Raw genomic sequence first — 15,068 nt, 5'->3', positions numbered from 1 at the left:
GGGCGGCTCTGCTGAAGGGGCGCCGGGCGCCGCCGTGGGCAAAGCCTCGTTGTCTTTGCGACGACTCCCGGCGCCATGGCGAAATCACACTATAACGGCGCGCCACCTGGCCGAGCAGGCGCAGCGTGCAGCCGGTGGCAGGCCTCACGATTGGCCGTCTGAGCGCTTTCAACCCAAGGCCAGCAAACCCGCCACGCGCTCGCGCAGCGGCTCGGGCTGCACCTGCGCCGCCGCCATGGGCGCGCCCACGTTCAGGCCCACGCGACTCCACATGCCGCGCCGCAACGGCCGCACCATGGCGCCGCCCTGCTCGATGCGGCTGAAGAACGAACCCCACAGGTTCGTCAGCGCCATGGGCACCACGGGCGCATCCACACCGTCGGCACGGGCACGCTCGATGATCTTCATGATGCCGCCCTTGAAGGGCTGCAGCTGCCCGTCGCGCGTGATGCCGCCCTCGGGGAAGATGGCCAGCAGACCGCCATCCCGCAGCACCTGCGCGGCGCGCTCGAAGGCGGCCTCGTAGGTCGCGGGGTCCTCCTTTTGCGGCGCGACCGGTATCGCCTTGGCCAGGCGGAACATCCACCCCAGCACCGGGGTGCGGAAGATGCGCTGGTCCATCAGGAAGTAGATGGGCCGGGGGCTGGCGGCCATGAGCAGCACGGCGTCGACGAAGCTCACATGGTTGCACGCGAGGATGGCCGCACCCGTGGTGGGAATATGTTCGTCCCCACGCACGCGAAAGCGGTACACGCAGCGCGACAACACCCAGGCCACGCAGCGCAGCAGGTATTCGGGCACCAGCATGAAGATGTAGAAGGCCACCACGGCGTTGGCGATGCCCGTGAACAAGAAGATCTGCGGCACCGTGAAGCCCGCCGACAGCAGCAAGCCAGCCAGCACCGCGCTGGCGATCATGAACAGCGCGTTCAGGATATTGTTGGCGGCGATGATGCGCGCACGGTGCGTGGCCTGGCTGCGCATCTGGATCAGCGCGTACATGGGCACGCTGTACAGGCCGGCGAACAGGCTCAGCAGGAAAAGATCCAGCATCACGCGCCAGTAGGCATGCCTGGAGAGAAAGTCCGCCAGGCCAAGCGCCGGCACCGGCGGCAGGTGGTAGGTGGACAGGAACAACTCGGTGGCGCACACGCTCATGCCGATGGCGCCCAGCGGCACCAGGCCGATCTCCACATGCCGGCGCGAGAGCACCTCGCACAAGAGCGAGCCCGTGCCAATGCCGACCGAGAAGACCACCAGCAGCGCCGATGCCACCTGCTCGTCGCCGCGCAGCACGTCCTTGGCAAAGCTGGGGAACTGGCTCAGGAACACCGCGCCGAAGAACCACATCCAGCTGATGCCCAGCAGCGAGCGGAACACCACGAGGTTGCCGTGCGCCAGCTTCAGGTTGCGCCAGGTCTCGCTCACCGGGTTCCAGTTCACCGTGAGGCCAGGATCGGTGGCTGGCGCCCTGGGGATGAACTGCGCCGCCGCCCGCCCGGCCAGCGCCAGGGCCAGGCAGGCCACAGCCACCGTGGCATGTCCTATGCCTGGAATCGCCACCAGCAGGCCGCCCGCCACGTTGCCCAGCAGGATGGCGACAAAGGTTCCCATCTCCACCATGCCGTTGCCGCCCGTGAGCTCGCGCTCGGACAGGGCCTGCGGCAGGTAGGCGAACTTGACCGGCCCGAACAGCGTGGAATGCAGGCCCATCAGGAACACGCAGGCCAGCAGCACCCCGGCATTGCCCGCCATGAAGCCCGCACCCGCCACCAGCATGATGGCGATCTCCAGGTTCTTCACGAAGCGGATGATGCGCGTCTTCTCGATCTTGTCGGTGATCTGCCCGGCCGTGGCCGAGAACAGCAGGAACGGCAGTATGAACAGCGCCCCGATCACCAGCCCCGCCATGGCCGGCGGCAGCCAGGACACGCCGAGCTGGTAGGTCACCATCACCGTGAAGGCGAACTTGAACAGGTTGTCATTCGCCGCGCCGGCAAACTGCGTCCAGAAGAACGGAGCGAAACGGCGCTGGCGCAGCAGCGCAAACTGGTTGGGACGGGAATCACGCATAGGGATTGCTGGAGATCAACGCAGTGCAGAAGGCGCTGCAAAGGGCCCAGATGCGCTACGCCGGCCTGGCGCAGTCGCTGGCCGTGTCCGGCCCAAAGATAGGTCGGCGCCTATGCCCCAAGGAGCTGGGCAGCCTCAGCGCCCGTAGGTCGCCGTGAACGATGCCTTGGCCAGCGTGTTGGCATTGACCATGAAGCCGGTGAGCGCGGCGGGCGCATCATCGGGCACGTCGATGCGCTCCACCGACAGGGCGTGCACCGTAAAGATGTAGCGGTGCGGCTTGTCGCCGGGCGGCGGGCACATGCCGCCCCAGGCGTAGCTGCCATAGTCGTTGCGGATCTGGCGCGCGCCCTTGGGCAGATTCGTGCCGCCCTGGGCGCCGGCGTTCGCCGGCAGCTCGCTCACCGAGGGCGGCAGATCGATCACATACCAGTGCCAGAAGCCCGAGCCCGTGGGCGCATCGGGGTCGTACACATGCACGGCAAAGCTCTTGGTCCCCACGGGGGCACCGCTCCAGCGCAGCACGGGCGACTGGTTCTTGCCGCTGCAGCCAAAGCTGTCGAACTCAAAGCTCTGGGCGATGGTGCTGCCGTCGGCGATGTCGGGGCTGGTGAGGATGAAGGCGGTCATGCGCATTGCTCCTTGGCGTTGTTGGACACAGAAGCCGCCAGTATGCCCTCGTGCGGCTACGGCCTTGGAATGCGGCCTTCCTGGACGGCGTGGCAGGCCACGCGCGTGCCGCCATCGCTCAGCAGCTGCGGGCGCTCGCTGCGGCAGCGCTCGTTGGCAAAGGGGCAGCGCGGATTGAAGGCACAGCCCGGTGGCGGGTTCAGGGGATTGGGCACCTCGCCCTGCACGGGCGTGCGCGCGCGGCCGGTGTCGTGCATCTTGGGGATGGCGTCCAGCAGCATGCGCGTGTAGGGGTGGTGCGGCTGGCTGAACAGCTGCTGCTTGTCGGCCAGCTCCACCAGGCGGCCCAGGTACATCACGCCCACCTGGTCGCTCACATGGCGCACCACGGCCAGGTTGTGGCTGATGAACAGATAGGTCAGGCCCTGCTTGCGCTGCAGGTCCTTCATGATGTTGAGCACCTGTGCCTGCACCGATACGTCCAGCGCGCTGGTGGGCTCGTCGCACACCAGGAACTCGGGCTCGGTGGCCAGCGCACGGGCGATGGAAATGCGCTGGCGCTGCCCGCCCGAGAACTGGTGCGGGTACTTGACCATGTCCAGCGGCGACAGGCCCACGGACTGCAGCAGCTGGCCCACGCGCTCCTTGAGCTGCGCCTTGTCGCTCAAGATGCCATGCTCGCGCAGCGGCTCGGCGATGATGTCCTCGACCAGCCAGCGCGGGTTCAGGCTGGCGTAGGGGTCCTGGAAGATCATTTGTATGCGCCGGCGCATGGCCTTGGCATTACCGCCCTTGAAGGCGGCATGCGCATCCTGGCCGTCGAAGGTGAGGCCGCCGCGCGTGGGCTCGTACAGGCCCACCAGCAGGCGCGCCACAGTACTCTTGCCGCAGCCCGATTCGCCGACCAAGGCCAGGGTCTTGCCCTTCTCGATCTCGAAGCTCACGCCATCCACGGCGTGCAGCAGCTGGCGCGGCTTGCGCTCGATGACGCGGTTCAGCCAAGGGGCGGAGACGTCGAAGGTCCGTGCCAGGTCGTGCGCCTGCACCAGCGGCGGCCCCGCTCCCTCCCCCTTTGGGGGAGGGTTGGGGTGGGGGCCTGCGCCGCCCGCCCCCTGCTCGACCAGGCCAGCCCCCATCCCGGCCTGCCCCCAGAGGGGGAAGGCGATAGTACGCGCGGGGTTGTTCATGCGGCCTCCTTGTTTGCGGCGTGCAGCCAGCAGGCGGCCTGGGTGGCACCGGCAGGCATCAGGTCGGGCCGCTCCTGCCGGCAGCGCTCGAAGACCTGCGGGCAGCGCGGGTTGAAGGCGCAGCCCCGGGGAATGGCGTTCAGGCGCGGCATGGCGCCGTCGATCTGGTTCAGGCGCTCGCGGTCCTGCTCCATGTCGGGAATCGAGGCCATCAGGCCCACGGTATAGGGGTGGGCCGGGTGGTTGATGACCTCGTGCACGGGGCCGATCTCGGCCACGCGGCCGGCGTACATCACGGCCACGCGGTCGCAGGTCTCGGCGATCACGCCCATGTCGTGTGTGATCAACATAACAGCCGCGCCGCGCGTCTTGCAAATGCTTTTCAGCAACTGAATGATCTGCGCCTGGATGGACACGTCCAGCGCCGTAGTGGGCTCATCGGCCACGATGAGTTGCGGCTCGGCCGCCAGCGCCAAGGCGATCACCACGCGCTGGCGCATGCCGCCGGAGAACTGGTGTGGATAGTGGTCGATGCGCTGCTCGGCAGCGGGAATGCCCGTGTCCTTGAGCAGATCGATGGCCCGCTGGCGCGCCTGCGCGGCGTTCATGGGCAGGTGGGTGAGGATGGTCTCCACCAGCTGCTGGCCCACGGTGTACAGCGGGTTCAGCGAAGTCAGCGGGTCCTGGAAGATGGCGCCGATCTTGCGCCCGCGGATGTGGCGCATCTGCTCGTGCGGCAGATTGTCGATGCGCTGGCCCTCCAGCTTGATCTGCCCCGAGGCCACGCGCCCCGGCGGCTCCAGCAGGCCGATGATGGAGGCGCCCGTGAGCGACTTGCCCGCGCCGGACTCGCCCACTACGCCCAGGATCTCGCCCGGCGCGATGGAGAACGACACATTGTCCAGCGCACGCAGCGTGCCGCGGCGGCCGGGAAACTCGACGACAAGGTTTTGGACTTCTAGTAACGACATAGGCATTCAACGCAGACGCGGGTTCAGGGCATCGCGCAGCCAGTCGCCCAGCAGGTTCACCGACAGCGCGATCAGCACCAGCATGACCCCGGGGAAGATGGTGATCCACCACTCGCCCGAGAACAGGTAGTCGTTGCCGATGCGGATCAAGGTGCCCAGCGACGGCGAGGTGGGCGGCGCGCCCACGCCCAGGAAGGACAGAGTGGCCTCGGTGATGATGGCCGTGGCCACCTGGATGGTGGCCAGCACCATCACCGGCCCCAGCACGTTGGGCAGCACATGCTTGCGCATGATGCGCATGGGCGCCACGCCCGTCACGCGCGCGGCCTGCACGTATTCCTTGTTGCGTTCCACCAGCGTGGAGCCGCGCACGGTGCGCGCGTACTGCACCCAGCCGGTGAGCGAGATGGCCAGGATCAGCACGCCGAAGGCCAGCGACTCGGGCGCGTTGGGAAACACCGCGCGCGCCACGCCGGCAATCAGCAGCGCGATCAGGATGGCCGGGAACGACAGCATCACGTCGCACAGGCGCATCAGCACGCCATCGACCCAGCCGCCGCGAAAGCCCGCCACCAGCCCCAGCGCCACGCCCACCACCACCGACAGCAGCACCGAGGCCAGGCCCACGACGAGCGAGATGCGCGCGCCGTAGATCAGCGCCGAGAGGATGTCCCGCCCCTGGTCATCCGTGCCGAGCACGTACTTCCAGCTGCCCTCCGGCATCCACACCGGCGGCAGGCGTGCGTCCGACAGCTCCAGCGTCGCCAGGTCGAACGGATTGTGCGGCGCCACCCAGCCGGCGAACAGCGCGCAGAACGCGCAGACCAGCGCGATCAGCGCCGCCAGAATGGCCACGGGCGAGCTGCGGAAGCTATGGGCCACGTCGCTGTCGTACCAGCGCAAAAGGATGTTTTTCATCGCTAGAAAAGGGTTATTGCTTCCAAATTTATAGCTTTTGACGCTTTATTAAAGGGCGCCACAGCCACTTTTAATGATTTCACTGCCCACTCGCAAGCGGCATGGCCTGCTCCACCAGCCCGGCATGCAGGGCCGCTCCCAGGGGCAGGATGTCGTCGTTGAAGTCGTAACGGCTGTTGTGCAGCGTGCTGTTACCCGCGCCCATGCCCTGGCCCAGGCGCAGGTAGGCACCGGGCCGGGACTGCAGCATGAAGGAGAAATCCTCCGCGCCCATGCTGGGCTCCAGGTCGCGCTCCACGTTGTCCGCGCCCACCAGCGCCGCGGCCACGTCGCCGGCAAAGCGGGCCTCGGCCTCGGTGTTGATGGTGGCGGGGTAGATGCGCTCGTAGCGCACCGTGACCGTGGCGCCAAACCCCAGGGCAATGGCGTTGCACAGTTCCTTGATGCGCTGCTCCACCATGTCCTGCACGGCCGGATCGAAGGCGCGCACCGTGCCCACCAGCGTGGCCTGGCCCGGCAGCACGCTGAAGGCGCCCAGGTCGCCGGCCTGCACGGCGCACAGGCTGATCACCGCGCTGTCGAGCGCGCGCACATTGCGCGCAATGATGCTTTGCACCGCAGTGATGATGTGCCCGGCCACCAGCACCACGTCCACCGTCTGGTAGGCATGGGCGCCATGGCCGCCGCGGCCCGTGATGTCAATGGTCACGCGGTCGGCCGCGGCCATCATGGCGCCGCCGTTGATGCCGACGGTGCCCGGCCGCATGGCAGGCCAGTTGTGCATGGCGTACACCGACTGCACCGGGAAGCGCTCGAACAGGCCGTCCTCGATCATCACGCGCGCCCCGCCCATGCCCTCCTCGCCGGGCTGGAAGATCAGCACCGCCGTGCCGTCGAACTGGCGCGTGGCCGCCAGGTAGCGCGCCGCGCCCACCAGCATGGCCGTGTGGCCGTCATGCCCGCAGCCGTGCATCAGGCCGCTCTTGCAGGACTTCCAGGCGAAGTCGTTGTGCTCGGTCATGGGCAGCGCATCCATGTCGGCGCGCAGGCCGACCATGCTGCCGCTGGCGCGCCCCTGGCCATGGATGATGCCGACGACGCCGGTGCGGCCTATGCCCTCGTGCACCTCGTCCACGCCGGCGGCGCGCAGCGCCTCGCGCACGCGGGCGCTGGTGTAGACCTCCTCGAAGCCCAACTCGGGGTGGGCATGCAGGTCACGCCTGAAGGCGGTGAGCTCTGGGTGGTACTGGGCGATCTGGGCAAAGGCGCGCCCGCCGGCCTTCAAGCGCGGGGGCTGCATATCAATGCCCCCCGCCCTTGCCGCCCACGCGCAGGCGCGGATCGACCACAAAATACAGCAGGTCCACCACCAGGTTGATGACCACGAAGATCAGCGCGATCAAGCACAGGTAGGCGGCCATCACCGGAATGTCGGCAAAGGTCACGGCCTGGATGAACAGCAGGCCCATGCCGGGCCACTGGAACACGGTCTCGGTGATGATGGCAAAGGCGATCAGGCCGCCGAGCTGCAGGCCGGTGATGGTCATCACCGGCACCAGCGTGTTCTTGAGCGCATGGCCGAAGTGGATGGCCCGGTCGGACAGGCCGCGCGCACGCGCGAACTTGATGTAGTCGGTGCGCAGCACCTCCAGCATCTCGGCGCGCACCAGGCGCATGATCAGCGTGAGCTGGAAGATGGCCAGCGTGATCGCCGGCAGCACGATGTGGTGCCAGCCCTTGGCCGTGAGCAGCCCCGTGCTCCACCAGCCCAGTTGCACCACCTCGCCGCGCCCGAAACTGGGGAACCAGCCCAGCGTCACCGAAAACACCAGGATCAGCAGGATACCGATCAGGAAGGTGGGCAGCGACACGCCCAGCAGCGACAGCGTCATGAACAGCTGGCTGGTGAACGTGCCGCGCCTGAGCGCCGCATACACGCCCATGGGCACGCCCAGCGCCAGCGCGATGAAGGCCGCCACCAGCGACAGCTCCAGCGTGGCCGGAAAGCGCTCGGCAATCAGGCGCGAGACCTTGGCACCCTGGCGCAGGGACAGGCCGAACTCGCCCTGCGCGGCGTTCACCAGGAAATGCCAGAACTGCACGAAGAAGGGCTGGTCCAGCCCGAGCGCGGCGCGCATCTCGGCCACCTGCTCGGGCGTGGCGTCCTGCCCCAACAGGATGGCCACCGGGTCGCCCACGAACTGAAACAGCATGAAGGCAATAAAGGCCACGGTGACCATGACGATCAGGGCCTGTAGGAGTCGACGCAGGATGTAGGCAAGCATTGTTGAGTCGTGGTTAGTCTGGTGATGCTACACCTGCCTGGCGTGCCTAAGGCAGTGGTGACACTCCCTTAACCCGCTGGGGGACGGTTGAGGTGGAGGCGGGAGGGCCGGCAAGATACCGGCGCTCCTGCATCAGTTGATCTTCACGCTGCGCATATCCACCCGGTTGTCTGCGCGGTGCACCAGTTCCACCGTCTTCTTCATCGCCCAGGGTATGACCTGGTCGTACAGAGGGATATGCGACACCGTGTCGTTCGACAGCTGCAGCGCCTCGGTGAGCATGCGCGCTCGCACTGGGGCGTCGGTCTCGGCCTTCACGCGGTCCACCAGATAGTCCACGCGCTCGTTGCTGTAGCGGCCGACGTTGTAGTTGCCGTCGCCGCCCTGGCCCGGGCTGCGCACCAGCGACTGCAGGCTATAGAGCGCATCGAAGGTCGGCACGCCCCAGCCCAGCATGTAGATGCTGGCCTCGCTGCGCTGGATCATGGGGAAGTAGCTCACCAGCGGCAGCGTGCGCAGCTTGGCCTTCACGCCGATGCGCGCCCACATCGCCGTCACGGCCTGGCACACGGCCTCGTCGTTGATGTAGCGGTTGTTCGGGCAGGCAAAGTCCACCTCGAAGCCCTCGGGGTAGCCGGCCTCGGCCAGCAGTTTCTTGGCACCCTCCACGTCATAGGGCATGCGCTTGCCCACGCCCTCCGTCCAGCCCGCCACCTGCGGCGCCACCAGCGTGCCCGTGGGCTTGCCCAGGCCACGCAGGATGTTGCGCGAGAGCGTATTCACGTCGATCGCCTGGTACAGCGCCTTGCGCACGCGCAGGTCCTTCAGCGGGTTCTTGCCCTTCACGCTGGAGCCCACCAGCTCGTCGCGGAACTGGTCCATGCCCAGGAAGATGGTGCGGTTCTCCAGCCCGTCCACCACCTTGATGTCGGCCGAGGAGCGCAGGCGCGGCAGGTCCTGCGGCGAGGGGTCGAGCACCAGGTCCACCTCGCCCGACAGCAGCGCCGCAATGCGCGTGGCCGCCGACTTGATGGGCGTGTAGACGATCTCCGTCACATTGCCATCCATCTGCCCCCACCAGTTCGGGTTGCGCTTGAAGACCATCTTCACGTCGGGCTGCCAGGATTCGAGCGTGTACGGCCCCGTGCCCATGGCGTTGCGGTGCGCAAAGTTTTCGTCCTTGCCCTTCATGTCCTTGGGCTCGACCGACTTGTTCTTCTCGGCCCAGGCCTTGCTCATCATGCGCAGCTCGGTCATCTGGCGCAGCAGCACCGGGTTGGGGGCGGACAGAAATACGTCAATGGTGCCGGCGTCCACCTTGGCGACCTTGCTGATGCCCTGCACATAGGGCGTGTAGTTGGAGGTCTTCGCCATCGCGCGCTGCAGCGAATACACCGCATCGTCGGCCGTAAAGGCCGAGCCGTCCTGGAACCTCACCCCCTGGCGCAGCGTAAAGCGTATCTGCGTGGGGCTGACCTCACGCCAAGCCGTGGCCAGCATGGGCTCCACCGCAAACGTGCGGCTGTTGTAGTAGACCAGGCTTTCGTACACATAGGAGTGCAGAGCATTCTGCAGCGCATTGTTCTGCGAGTGGATGTCCCAGGTCGAGATCTCACCCTGGCTGGCCCATTTGAAGGTCTTGGCATGGGCTGCGGGCAGTGCGGCCAGCACCGACGCGGCCGCTAGGGACAGGATCAAGGGGCGGATTTGCATAAAAGCCTCTGAAAAATAAACCCGCGACTATGGCAGTGCCGCGTCAACCTGCATGCAGGGGAAACCCTAGCGCGAAATATCACTCCGGCTTGCGCAGCCGAAACAGAAAAACCTCCCGCAGGAGGTCTTTCGCGAGGCGTTGAAAACAGGCTCAGAAGCGATGACGCAGGCCGATGGTGATACCGGTGCGGCTACGTGCCTGGCTGGCTGCGTCAAGCACAATCGCGCTGCCGCCACTGATGCTGGTGTGATCCACGCCAAAGTAGGCATCGGTGCGCTTGCTGAAAGCGTAATCGGCAACGGCGACATAGAAGTTGGCATTGCCGTTGGATGTGCCCGTGACCGAGCCCGACTGCTTGCCGCGGAAGTAATGCATGCCCAGATTGAGCTGAGGCGTCATCTGGTAACCCACGCCAATCTTGAACAGCTGGCGCTTGTCGGCGTTACCCGGCAGGAAGCCGCCATTCGTCGGACCGCCCCAGAACTGGCCCAAAATGGCGCCATCCACCGCATTGCGGAAGCCCACGACCGGGCTGGTCACCGTCGCAAATTTGGCCTTGTTCAAACCATAGCCGGTGCTCAGGTACCAGGGCCCCGTGCGATACGAACCGCCCAGCGTCCAGGCATCGACATCGGTGCCGCCGGGCAGGGTGGTCCGCAGATAGCCGCCGCCCACGGCCAGGCCGCTGGCGGCATAGCGCAGATAGCCACCCATGGTCTTCCATGCACCGCCATTGAGCGTACCTGCGACATAGGCAGGCACCTGGGCCATGGATCCGGGCAGGCCCGCTTCCAGGGCCTTGGTGTCGTTGTTCTCATCAAAGGAATACTGCAGCCCACCAACAAAGCTGCGATCCTGCGTGGCGAACATGTACTTCAGCATATTGCTGGTGCGCGCCCCCATGGCCATGCCCAGCTCGGGCTTGTAGGCCTCCATGTAGGGCGAATAGGGGAAGGAGGCATAGGTGCTGGTCACCACGTCGAACAGCACGTTCCACTGGCGGCCTGCCGTCAGGCGGCCATAGGGGCCCTGCAGCCCCACATGGGACAATTGAAAAAATGGGACATTGGCCGCAGGACTGCCCACATCGGCATCAAAACGGTTCTCCAGCGTCACCAGGGCCTTGGCGCCGCCACCCAGGTCTTCCTCGGCGTTGATGCCCCAGCGGCTTTGCGACATGCCGCCGCCGATCATCTTCGTCAGGCCGGCCTGAGTCGGTCCTTCATTGTTGGTATGGCGTACGGCCACATCCACAATGCCCCACAACTGCACCTTGCTAGTGCTGGCTGCCTGGGCCATCACGCCCCCCGCACCACACAGGGCCAGCGTGGCCAGGACGATGTTTTTCTTTGCAAACAGGTGCATGGCTTCTCTCGCTCTCTCTCGGAAGTATCAGAAGGTTTCATTCTAGGAAGCCCCCTGCCAGAACCGGCCAGCTATCGCATCGGCGCCACAGGCGTTTCCCCTAGGTTGATGTTGCCCGGGCGACGCTCGCTGCCTTGGAGTGGGTGATCGGCATAGGGGGCAGCCATCATAGGCTGCGCCCCTGCCACACCACCCGGCATGCGGGTCCGCACCGGGCGGTTCGAGGGCTTGAGGTCAGGACAGTCGTGGCACCCCCAACCGGTCGAAGTACGCAATCGTCAACACGCGCTTGATGACACCGTCGCTGTTACGCCACCAGCGGTGACAGTTGCCCGCCACCTGTTTGGCCACATCCTCCGATGCCCCCAAGGCCTTGAGTTCCCGGTAGATCGTCTTGGGCCGTTTCCAGTGCCTGAGCTGGATCGCCCTGAGTCGATGGCGCAGCCATTCGTCCAGCGCTCGCCAGACTTTAGGGGTTTGCGCCATCCCGAAGTACGCCTTCCAGCCCAGCAGGTAGGGCCGCAGTTTCTCCACCACTTGTGCCATGCTGCGTCCACCCGAGCGGCGCGTGAGTTGCCGGATCCGGGCTTTGAAGTTGTCCAGCGGTTTCTTGGCCACTGCACATTTGGCTTCTTTGCCCTTGGCCACCCACAGCGCATACCCCAGGAATTTGCGCCCGAAGGCACTGGCCACCGCGCTCTTGGCTTCGTTGATCTGAAGCCGCAGCTTGGCGTACAGCCTCCTGAGCAGCGCCATCACCCGTTGGCCAGCCTTCTTGCTGCCCACATAGACGTTGCAGTCGTCGGCGTAGCGTGCGAAGGGGTAGCCCCGCGCCTCTAATGCCTTGTCCACTTCGTCCAGCAGCACATTGGCCAGCAGCGGACTGAGCGGCCCGCCTTGCGGCGTGCCCAGATGGCGATCGACCACCACCCCGCTATCCATAATCCCAGCGTTCAGGTACGCCCGCACCAGCCGGATCACTCCAGCGTCGTCGATGCGCCTTTTGAGTCTGTCGATCAGGATGTCGTGGTTGACCCGGTCGAAGAACTTGGCCAGGTCCACGTCCACCACCACGCGCTTGCCCGACTGCACGTAGCTACGCGCGGCTTTGACCGCATCGTGCGCCCGTCTGCCGGGCCGAAACCCGTAGCTGTGGTCGCTCAAGGTGGGGTCGAGCAGCGGTTGCAGCACTTGCAGCAGTGCTTGCTGGATCAGCCGATCCAGCACCGTCGGGATACCCAGCTCACGCTGGGAACCGTCCGGTTTGGGAATCATGACTTTGCGCACCGGGCTCGGCCGGTAGCACCCCTGCAGCAGCTCGTGACGAATTTCAGTCCAGTTCGTGCGCAGCAGTTCGGCCGTCTGCTCGATGTCGAGCCCGTCCACCCCCGCCGCGCCCTTGTTGGCTTTAACCCGTTTCCAGGCCGCTTGCAGGTTCTGTCTCGTCAGCGCCGCCTCCAGCAGGCCACCAGGGCCTGCCTTGGACTTTGCCGACCCTGTGCCCTGGTGTGCAAGGGGCGGGCCGCAGGCTTCGTCGCTGGCAGGCTCACACGCAGCTTCACCGCGTGCTATGCCCACCCGCCCGGATCGCTCCAGCATCTGACGCATGGCCTTTGACATCTCCTCGTCCTCGGTCACTCACTCTCGTTGGGCCCTTGGCTGTCACCTTCTGGCCTCATCAGCCCCGGCTCCTGCTACTACGGCCTCTGCTGACTTCTCGCTCCGGCACTGCCGTCGGGCTTTCACCCATAAGGCGAGATCTCCCCAGGTAAGGGTCACACACCTTCATCGCACAACCGCCGCATCTACGCCGCTTTGCCTTGGTCACAAGAGCTTTGCGGTTTTATGCCCGCTCGCCCTGCTTGGCAGCGCCTTCTATGTGGTTCTTGTTCATCGGCTCACGATTTACGCTCCACGCTTCCTTCCCACAATCGGTCACCCTCATACAGTTGCGCTTCGCTTTGCTCACTGTGACCAGCTCGCAGCGGGACTTGCACCCGCAGGTGTGCGCCCATGCTGGGCGCACATAAAAAAAAACCGCCACCCGAAGGTGGCGGTTTTTCTCATCTTTTATCCAACTGGCTTAAGCCAGCCCGATATTAGAAGGCGTGGCGGATACCCAGTTGCATGCCGGTCTGGTTGTTACCAGCACCGGGGCCGCCTGCGGTCACGCCCAAAGCGTTCAGACCCAAAGCGGAAGCGTCCTTGTTCTTCATGTAAGCCACGGTACCGTACAGAGCGGTGCGCTTGGACAGGTTATGCACATAGCCCAGGGACAGGTGGTGAGCCTTGGAGTCAATGGCCTTCTGGTCGTACATGGCGTACTGGGCCTTGACTTCGCCAGCGCCGACAGGTGCAGTCACACCCAAAGCGTACGCGTTGTACTTGTTGCTAACAGAACCGGTCTTCAGCTTGGTTTGTTGCACAAGGCCCACCAGCTTAACCACCTTCAGGTCGTAGGATGCGCCGAGGGTCATCTTGTCCTGATCGGTTGCACCGGCTGCATTCACATTGCGACGCTCAAAGCCCAGGGCTGCGCTCAGGGGGCCGTTGTCGTAGGCACCGTAAACACCTACGTAACGACCTTCCTTGCCCGTGGCCTTTTCATCAAAACCGTAGCCCAGACCACCGGTGAAACCACTCATGTTTGGCGAGTAGTAGCTGATGATGTTGCTCTGGCGAACGGCGGAAGCGTCTGCCGTGGTGGAGCCGCCCCAGTTCCGGAGCAGGGACTCATTGCGACCAATACCGACCTGGCCGAACAAGTCGTACTTGACGAAGGGACGGTAGGTGGGCGTCAGTTCACGACCCACGCGCACTTCACCGAAGTTGCCGCTCAGGCGCACCGTGGATTCGCGCAGGAAGTTGAAGCCGGCGGGGTTGCCAGCGTCGTTGACCAGTTCGCCTTCCAGCCAGAAGCCTGCCTTCAGGCCACCGCCCAGGTCTTCCGTACCACGGAAACCCAGACGGCTGGTGGCATTACCGCTGGTACCAATGCCGTACACACTTTTGTTGGCAGCGCCACTGTGGTTCACATAGCCGACATTGGCGTCAACGATACCAAACAGCGTCACGGAAGACTGAGCCATCGCGGCGCCGGAAGCCGCCAGCACTGCCAGGGCAATCAGGGATTTTTTCATTACGAATTACTCCAAGGTTAAACAGAGGGCACCGGATCGTGAGGGTCTGGGAAGGTATTACCTATACCCGGCCACCGGCGCCCCGGGCCAACCTCCTGGTGGGGAAGTTGGTCTTATTGCAACAGAGGGCGTAAGGATGCGCAAAGGAATTCCCCCATTAATCACCGAAAAGACAGGCAAATGCGGTTTTTCGTTGCAACCTAGCAACACCCGTCATGTACATCCAAACCACGGCCGAAATCGCCTCCGGCCAAGCGCCAGGCCTGGGCATTGAGGCTTCACGCCTCGACGATCTCAAACCCCGTGGTGATCTGCGCCGTCTTGGCCAGCATGATGCTGGCCGAGCAGTATTTCTCGTGGCTCATGGCGATGGCGCGCTCGATGGCGCTGGCCGGTATGCCGCGGCCGGTGACGGTGAACTGCATGTGGATTTTGGTGAAGACCTTGGGATCGGTCTGCGCACGCTCGGACGTGAGCTTCACGCTGCAGCCGCGCACGTCGTGGCGCCCGCGCTTCAAGATCAGCACCACGTCGTAGGCGGTGCAGCCGCCGGTGCCGGCGAGCACCGCCTCCATGGGGCGCGGCGCCAGGTTCTGGCCGCCGTTTTCAGGGCGATCGGCGTCGGGCGCGCCATCCATGGCCAGGACATGGCCGCTGCCGGTTTCGGCGATAAAGCCCATGCCGGATTTGGTGCCGGCGTTGCCAGTCCAGCTGACGGTGCATTCCATGTTGTGTTTCTCCAACAATTAGGGCGAACCCTTAATAAAATACGGATATTGCTGCAT

General features: G+C 65.1%; 12 protein-coding genes. All 12 read right to left on the bottom strand.

The window, feature by feature from the left end; genetic code table 11:
- Positions 1-168 precede the first annotated feature (168 nt).
- A complete protein-coding gene (locus P7644_RS04085; RefSeq protein WP_404301755.1) occupies positions 169-2,073 on the bottom strand; it encodes an MFS transporter in 1,905 nt (634 codons plus the stop codon).
- Between the two features lie 135 nt (positions 2,074-2,208).
- The gene (locus P7644_RS04080; RefSeq protein WP_404301753.1) at positions 2,209-2,703 is read right to left on the bottom strand and encodes a YbhB/YbcL family Raf kinase inhibitor-like protein; all 495 of its coding nucleotides are present in this window, start codon (positions 2,701-2,703) and stop codon (positions 2,209-2,211) included.
- A 56-nt stretch (positions 2,704-2,759) separates the two neighbouring features.
- Positions 2,760-3,749, bottom strand: coding sequence for an ABC transporter ATP-binding protein (locus P7644_RS04075; RefSeq protein WP_404303112.1), 990 nt, complete (start codon positions 3,747-3,749; stop codon positions 2,760-2,762).
- A 137-nt stretch (positions 3,750-3,886) separates the two neighbouring features.
- Positions 3,887-4,861: an ABC transporter ATP-binding protein gene (locus P7644_RS04070; protein ID WP_404301752.1), complete on the bottom strand. Its 975-nt coding sequence runs from the start codon at positions 4,859-4,861 to the stop codon at positions 3,887-3,889.
- Positions 4,862-4,867: 6 nt separating this feature from the next.
- Complete coding sequence (locus P7644_RS04065) at positions 4,868-5,779, bottom strand: ABC transporter permease (protein WP_404301750.1); 912 nt, start codon at positions 5,777-5,779, stop codon at positions 4,868-4,870.
- A 79-nt stretch (positions 5,780-5,858) separates the two neighbouring features.
- Entirely contained in the window at positions 5,859-7,079 is a 1,221-nt protein-coding gene (locus P7644_RS04060) for a M20 aminoacylase family protein (protein ID WP_404301748.1), read from the bottom strand.
- Between the two features lies 1 nt (position 7,080).
- Entirely contained in the window at positions 7,081-8,064 is a 984-nt protein-coding gene (locus tag P7644_RS04055; RefSeq protein WP_404301746.1) for an ABC transporter permease, read from the bottom strand.
- Between the two features lie 132 nt (positions 8,065-8,196).
- Positions 8,197-9,777: an ABC transporter substrate-binding protein gene (locus P7644_RS04050; RefSeq protein ID WP_404301745.1), complete on the bottom strand. Its 1,581-nt coding sequence runs from the start codon at positions 9,775-9,777 to the stop codon at positions 8,197-8,199.
- Positions 9,778-9,928: 151 nt separating this feature from the next.
- Complete coding sequence (locus tag P7644_RS04045; protein ID WP_404301743.1) at positions 9,929-11,143, bottom strand: porin; 1,215 nt, start codon at positions 11,141-11,143, stop codon at positions 9,929-9,931.
- Between the two features lie 234 nt (positions 11,144-11,377).
- A complete protein-coding gene (gene ltrA / locus P7644_RS04040; RefSeq protein WP_404303111.1) occupies positions 11,378-12,763 on the bottom strand; it encodes a group II intron reverse transcriptase/maturase in 1,386 nt (461 codons plus the stop codon).
- Between the two features lie 479 nt (positions 12,764-13,242).
- A complete protein-coding gene (locus tag P7644_RS04035) occupies positions 13,243-14,283 on the bottom strand; it encodes a porin (protein WP_404301741.1) in 1,041 nt (346 codons plus the stop codon).
- A 278-nt stretch (positions 14,284-14,561) separates the two neighbouring features.
- Positions 14,562-15,011 (bottom strand): OsmC family protein, encoded by a 450-nt coding sequence (locus tag P7644_RS04030; RefSeq protein ID WP_404301739.1) that lies wholly within the window; start codon positions 15,009-15,011, stop codon positions 14,562-14,564.
- Positions 15,012-15,068 lie beyond the last annotated feature (57 nt).

Origin of the sequence: Alicycliphilus denitrificans, from assembly GCF_044792555.1 — a bacterium.
GTDB lineage: Bacteria > Pseudomonadota > Gammaproteobacteria > Burkholderiales > Burkholderiaceae_C > Alicycliphilus > Alicycliphilus denitrificans_A.
Note: the sequence above shows the minus strand (reverse complement) of the source record. Positions and strands in the feature narration are given on the sequence as shown.

Excerpts from the sequence above, each read along its gene's own strand:
- P7644_RS04065 (WP_404301750.1), bottom strand. The coding sequence starts at position 5,779 with ATGAAAAACATCCTTTTGCGCTGGTACGACAGCGACGTGGCCCATAGC.
- P7644_RS04045 (WP_404301743.1), bottom strand. The coding sequence starts at position 11,143 with ATGCACCTGTTTGCAAAGAAAAACATCGTCCTGGCCACGCTGGCCCTG.
- P7644_RS04050 (WP_404301745.1), bottom strand. The coding sequence starts at position 9,777 with ATGCAAATCCGCCCCTTGATCCTGTCCCTAGCGGCCGCGTCGGTGCTG.
- P7644_RS04030 (WP_404301739.1), bottom strand. The coding sequence starts at position 15,011 with ATGGAATGCACCGTCAGCTGGACTGGCAACGCCGGCACCAAATCCGGC.
- P7644_RS04060 (WP_404301748.1), bottom strand. The coding sequence starts at position 7,079 with ATGCAGCCCCCGCGCTTGAAGGCCGGCGGGCGCGCCTTTGCCCAGATC.
- ltrA (WP_404303111.1), bottom strand. The coding sequence starts at position 12,763 with ATGTCAAAGGCCATGCGTCAGATGCTGGAGCGATCCGGGCGGGTGGGC.
- P7644_RS04055 (WP_404301746.1), bottom strand. The coding sequence starts at position 8,064 with ATGCTTGCCTACATCCTGCGTCGACTCCTACAGGCCCTGATCGTCATG.
- P7644_RS04085 (WP_404301755.1), bottom strand. The coding sequence starts at position 2,073 with ATGCGTGATTCCCGTCCCAACCAGTTTGCGCTGCTGCGCCAGCGCCGT.
- P7644_RS04070 (WP_404301752.1), bottom strand. The coding sequence starts at position 4,861 with ATGTCGTTACTAGAAGTCCAAAACCTTGTCGTCGAGTTTCCCGGCCGC.
- P7644_RS04035 (WP_404301741.1), bottom strand. The coding sequence starts at position 14,283 with ATGAAAAAATCCCTGATTGCCCTGGCAGTGCTGGCGGCTTCCGGCGCC.
- P7644_RS04080 (WP_404301753.1), bottom strand. The coding sequence starts at position 2,703 with ATGACCGCCTTCATCCTCACCAGCCCCGACATCGCCGACGGCAGCACC.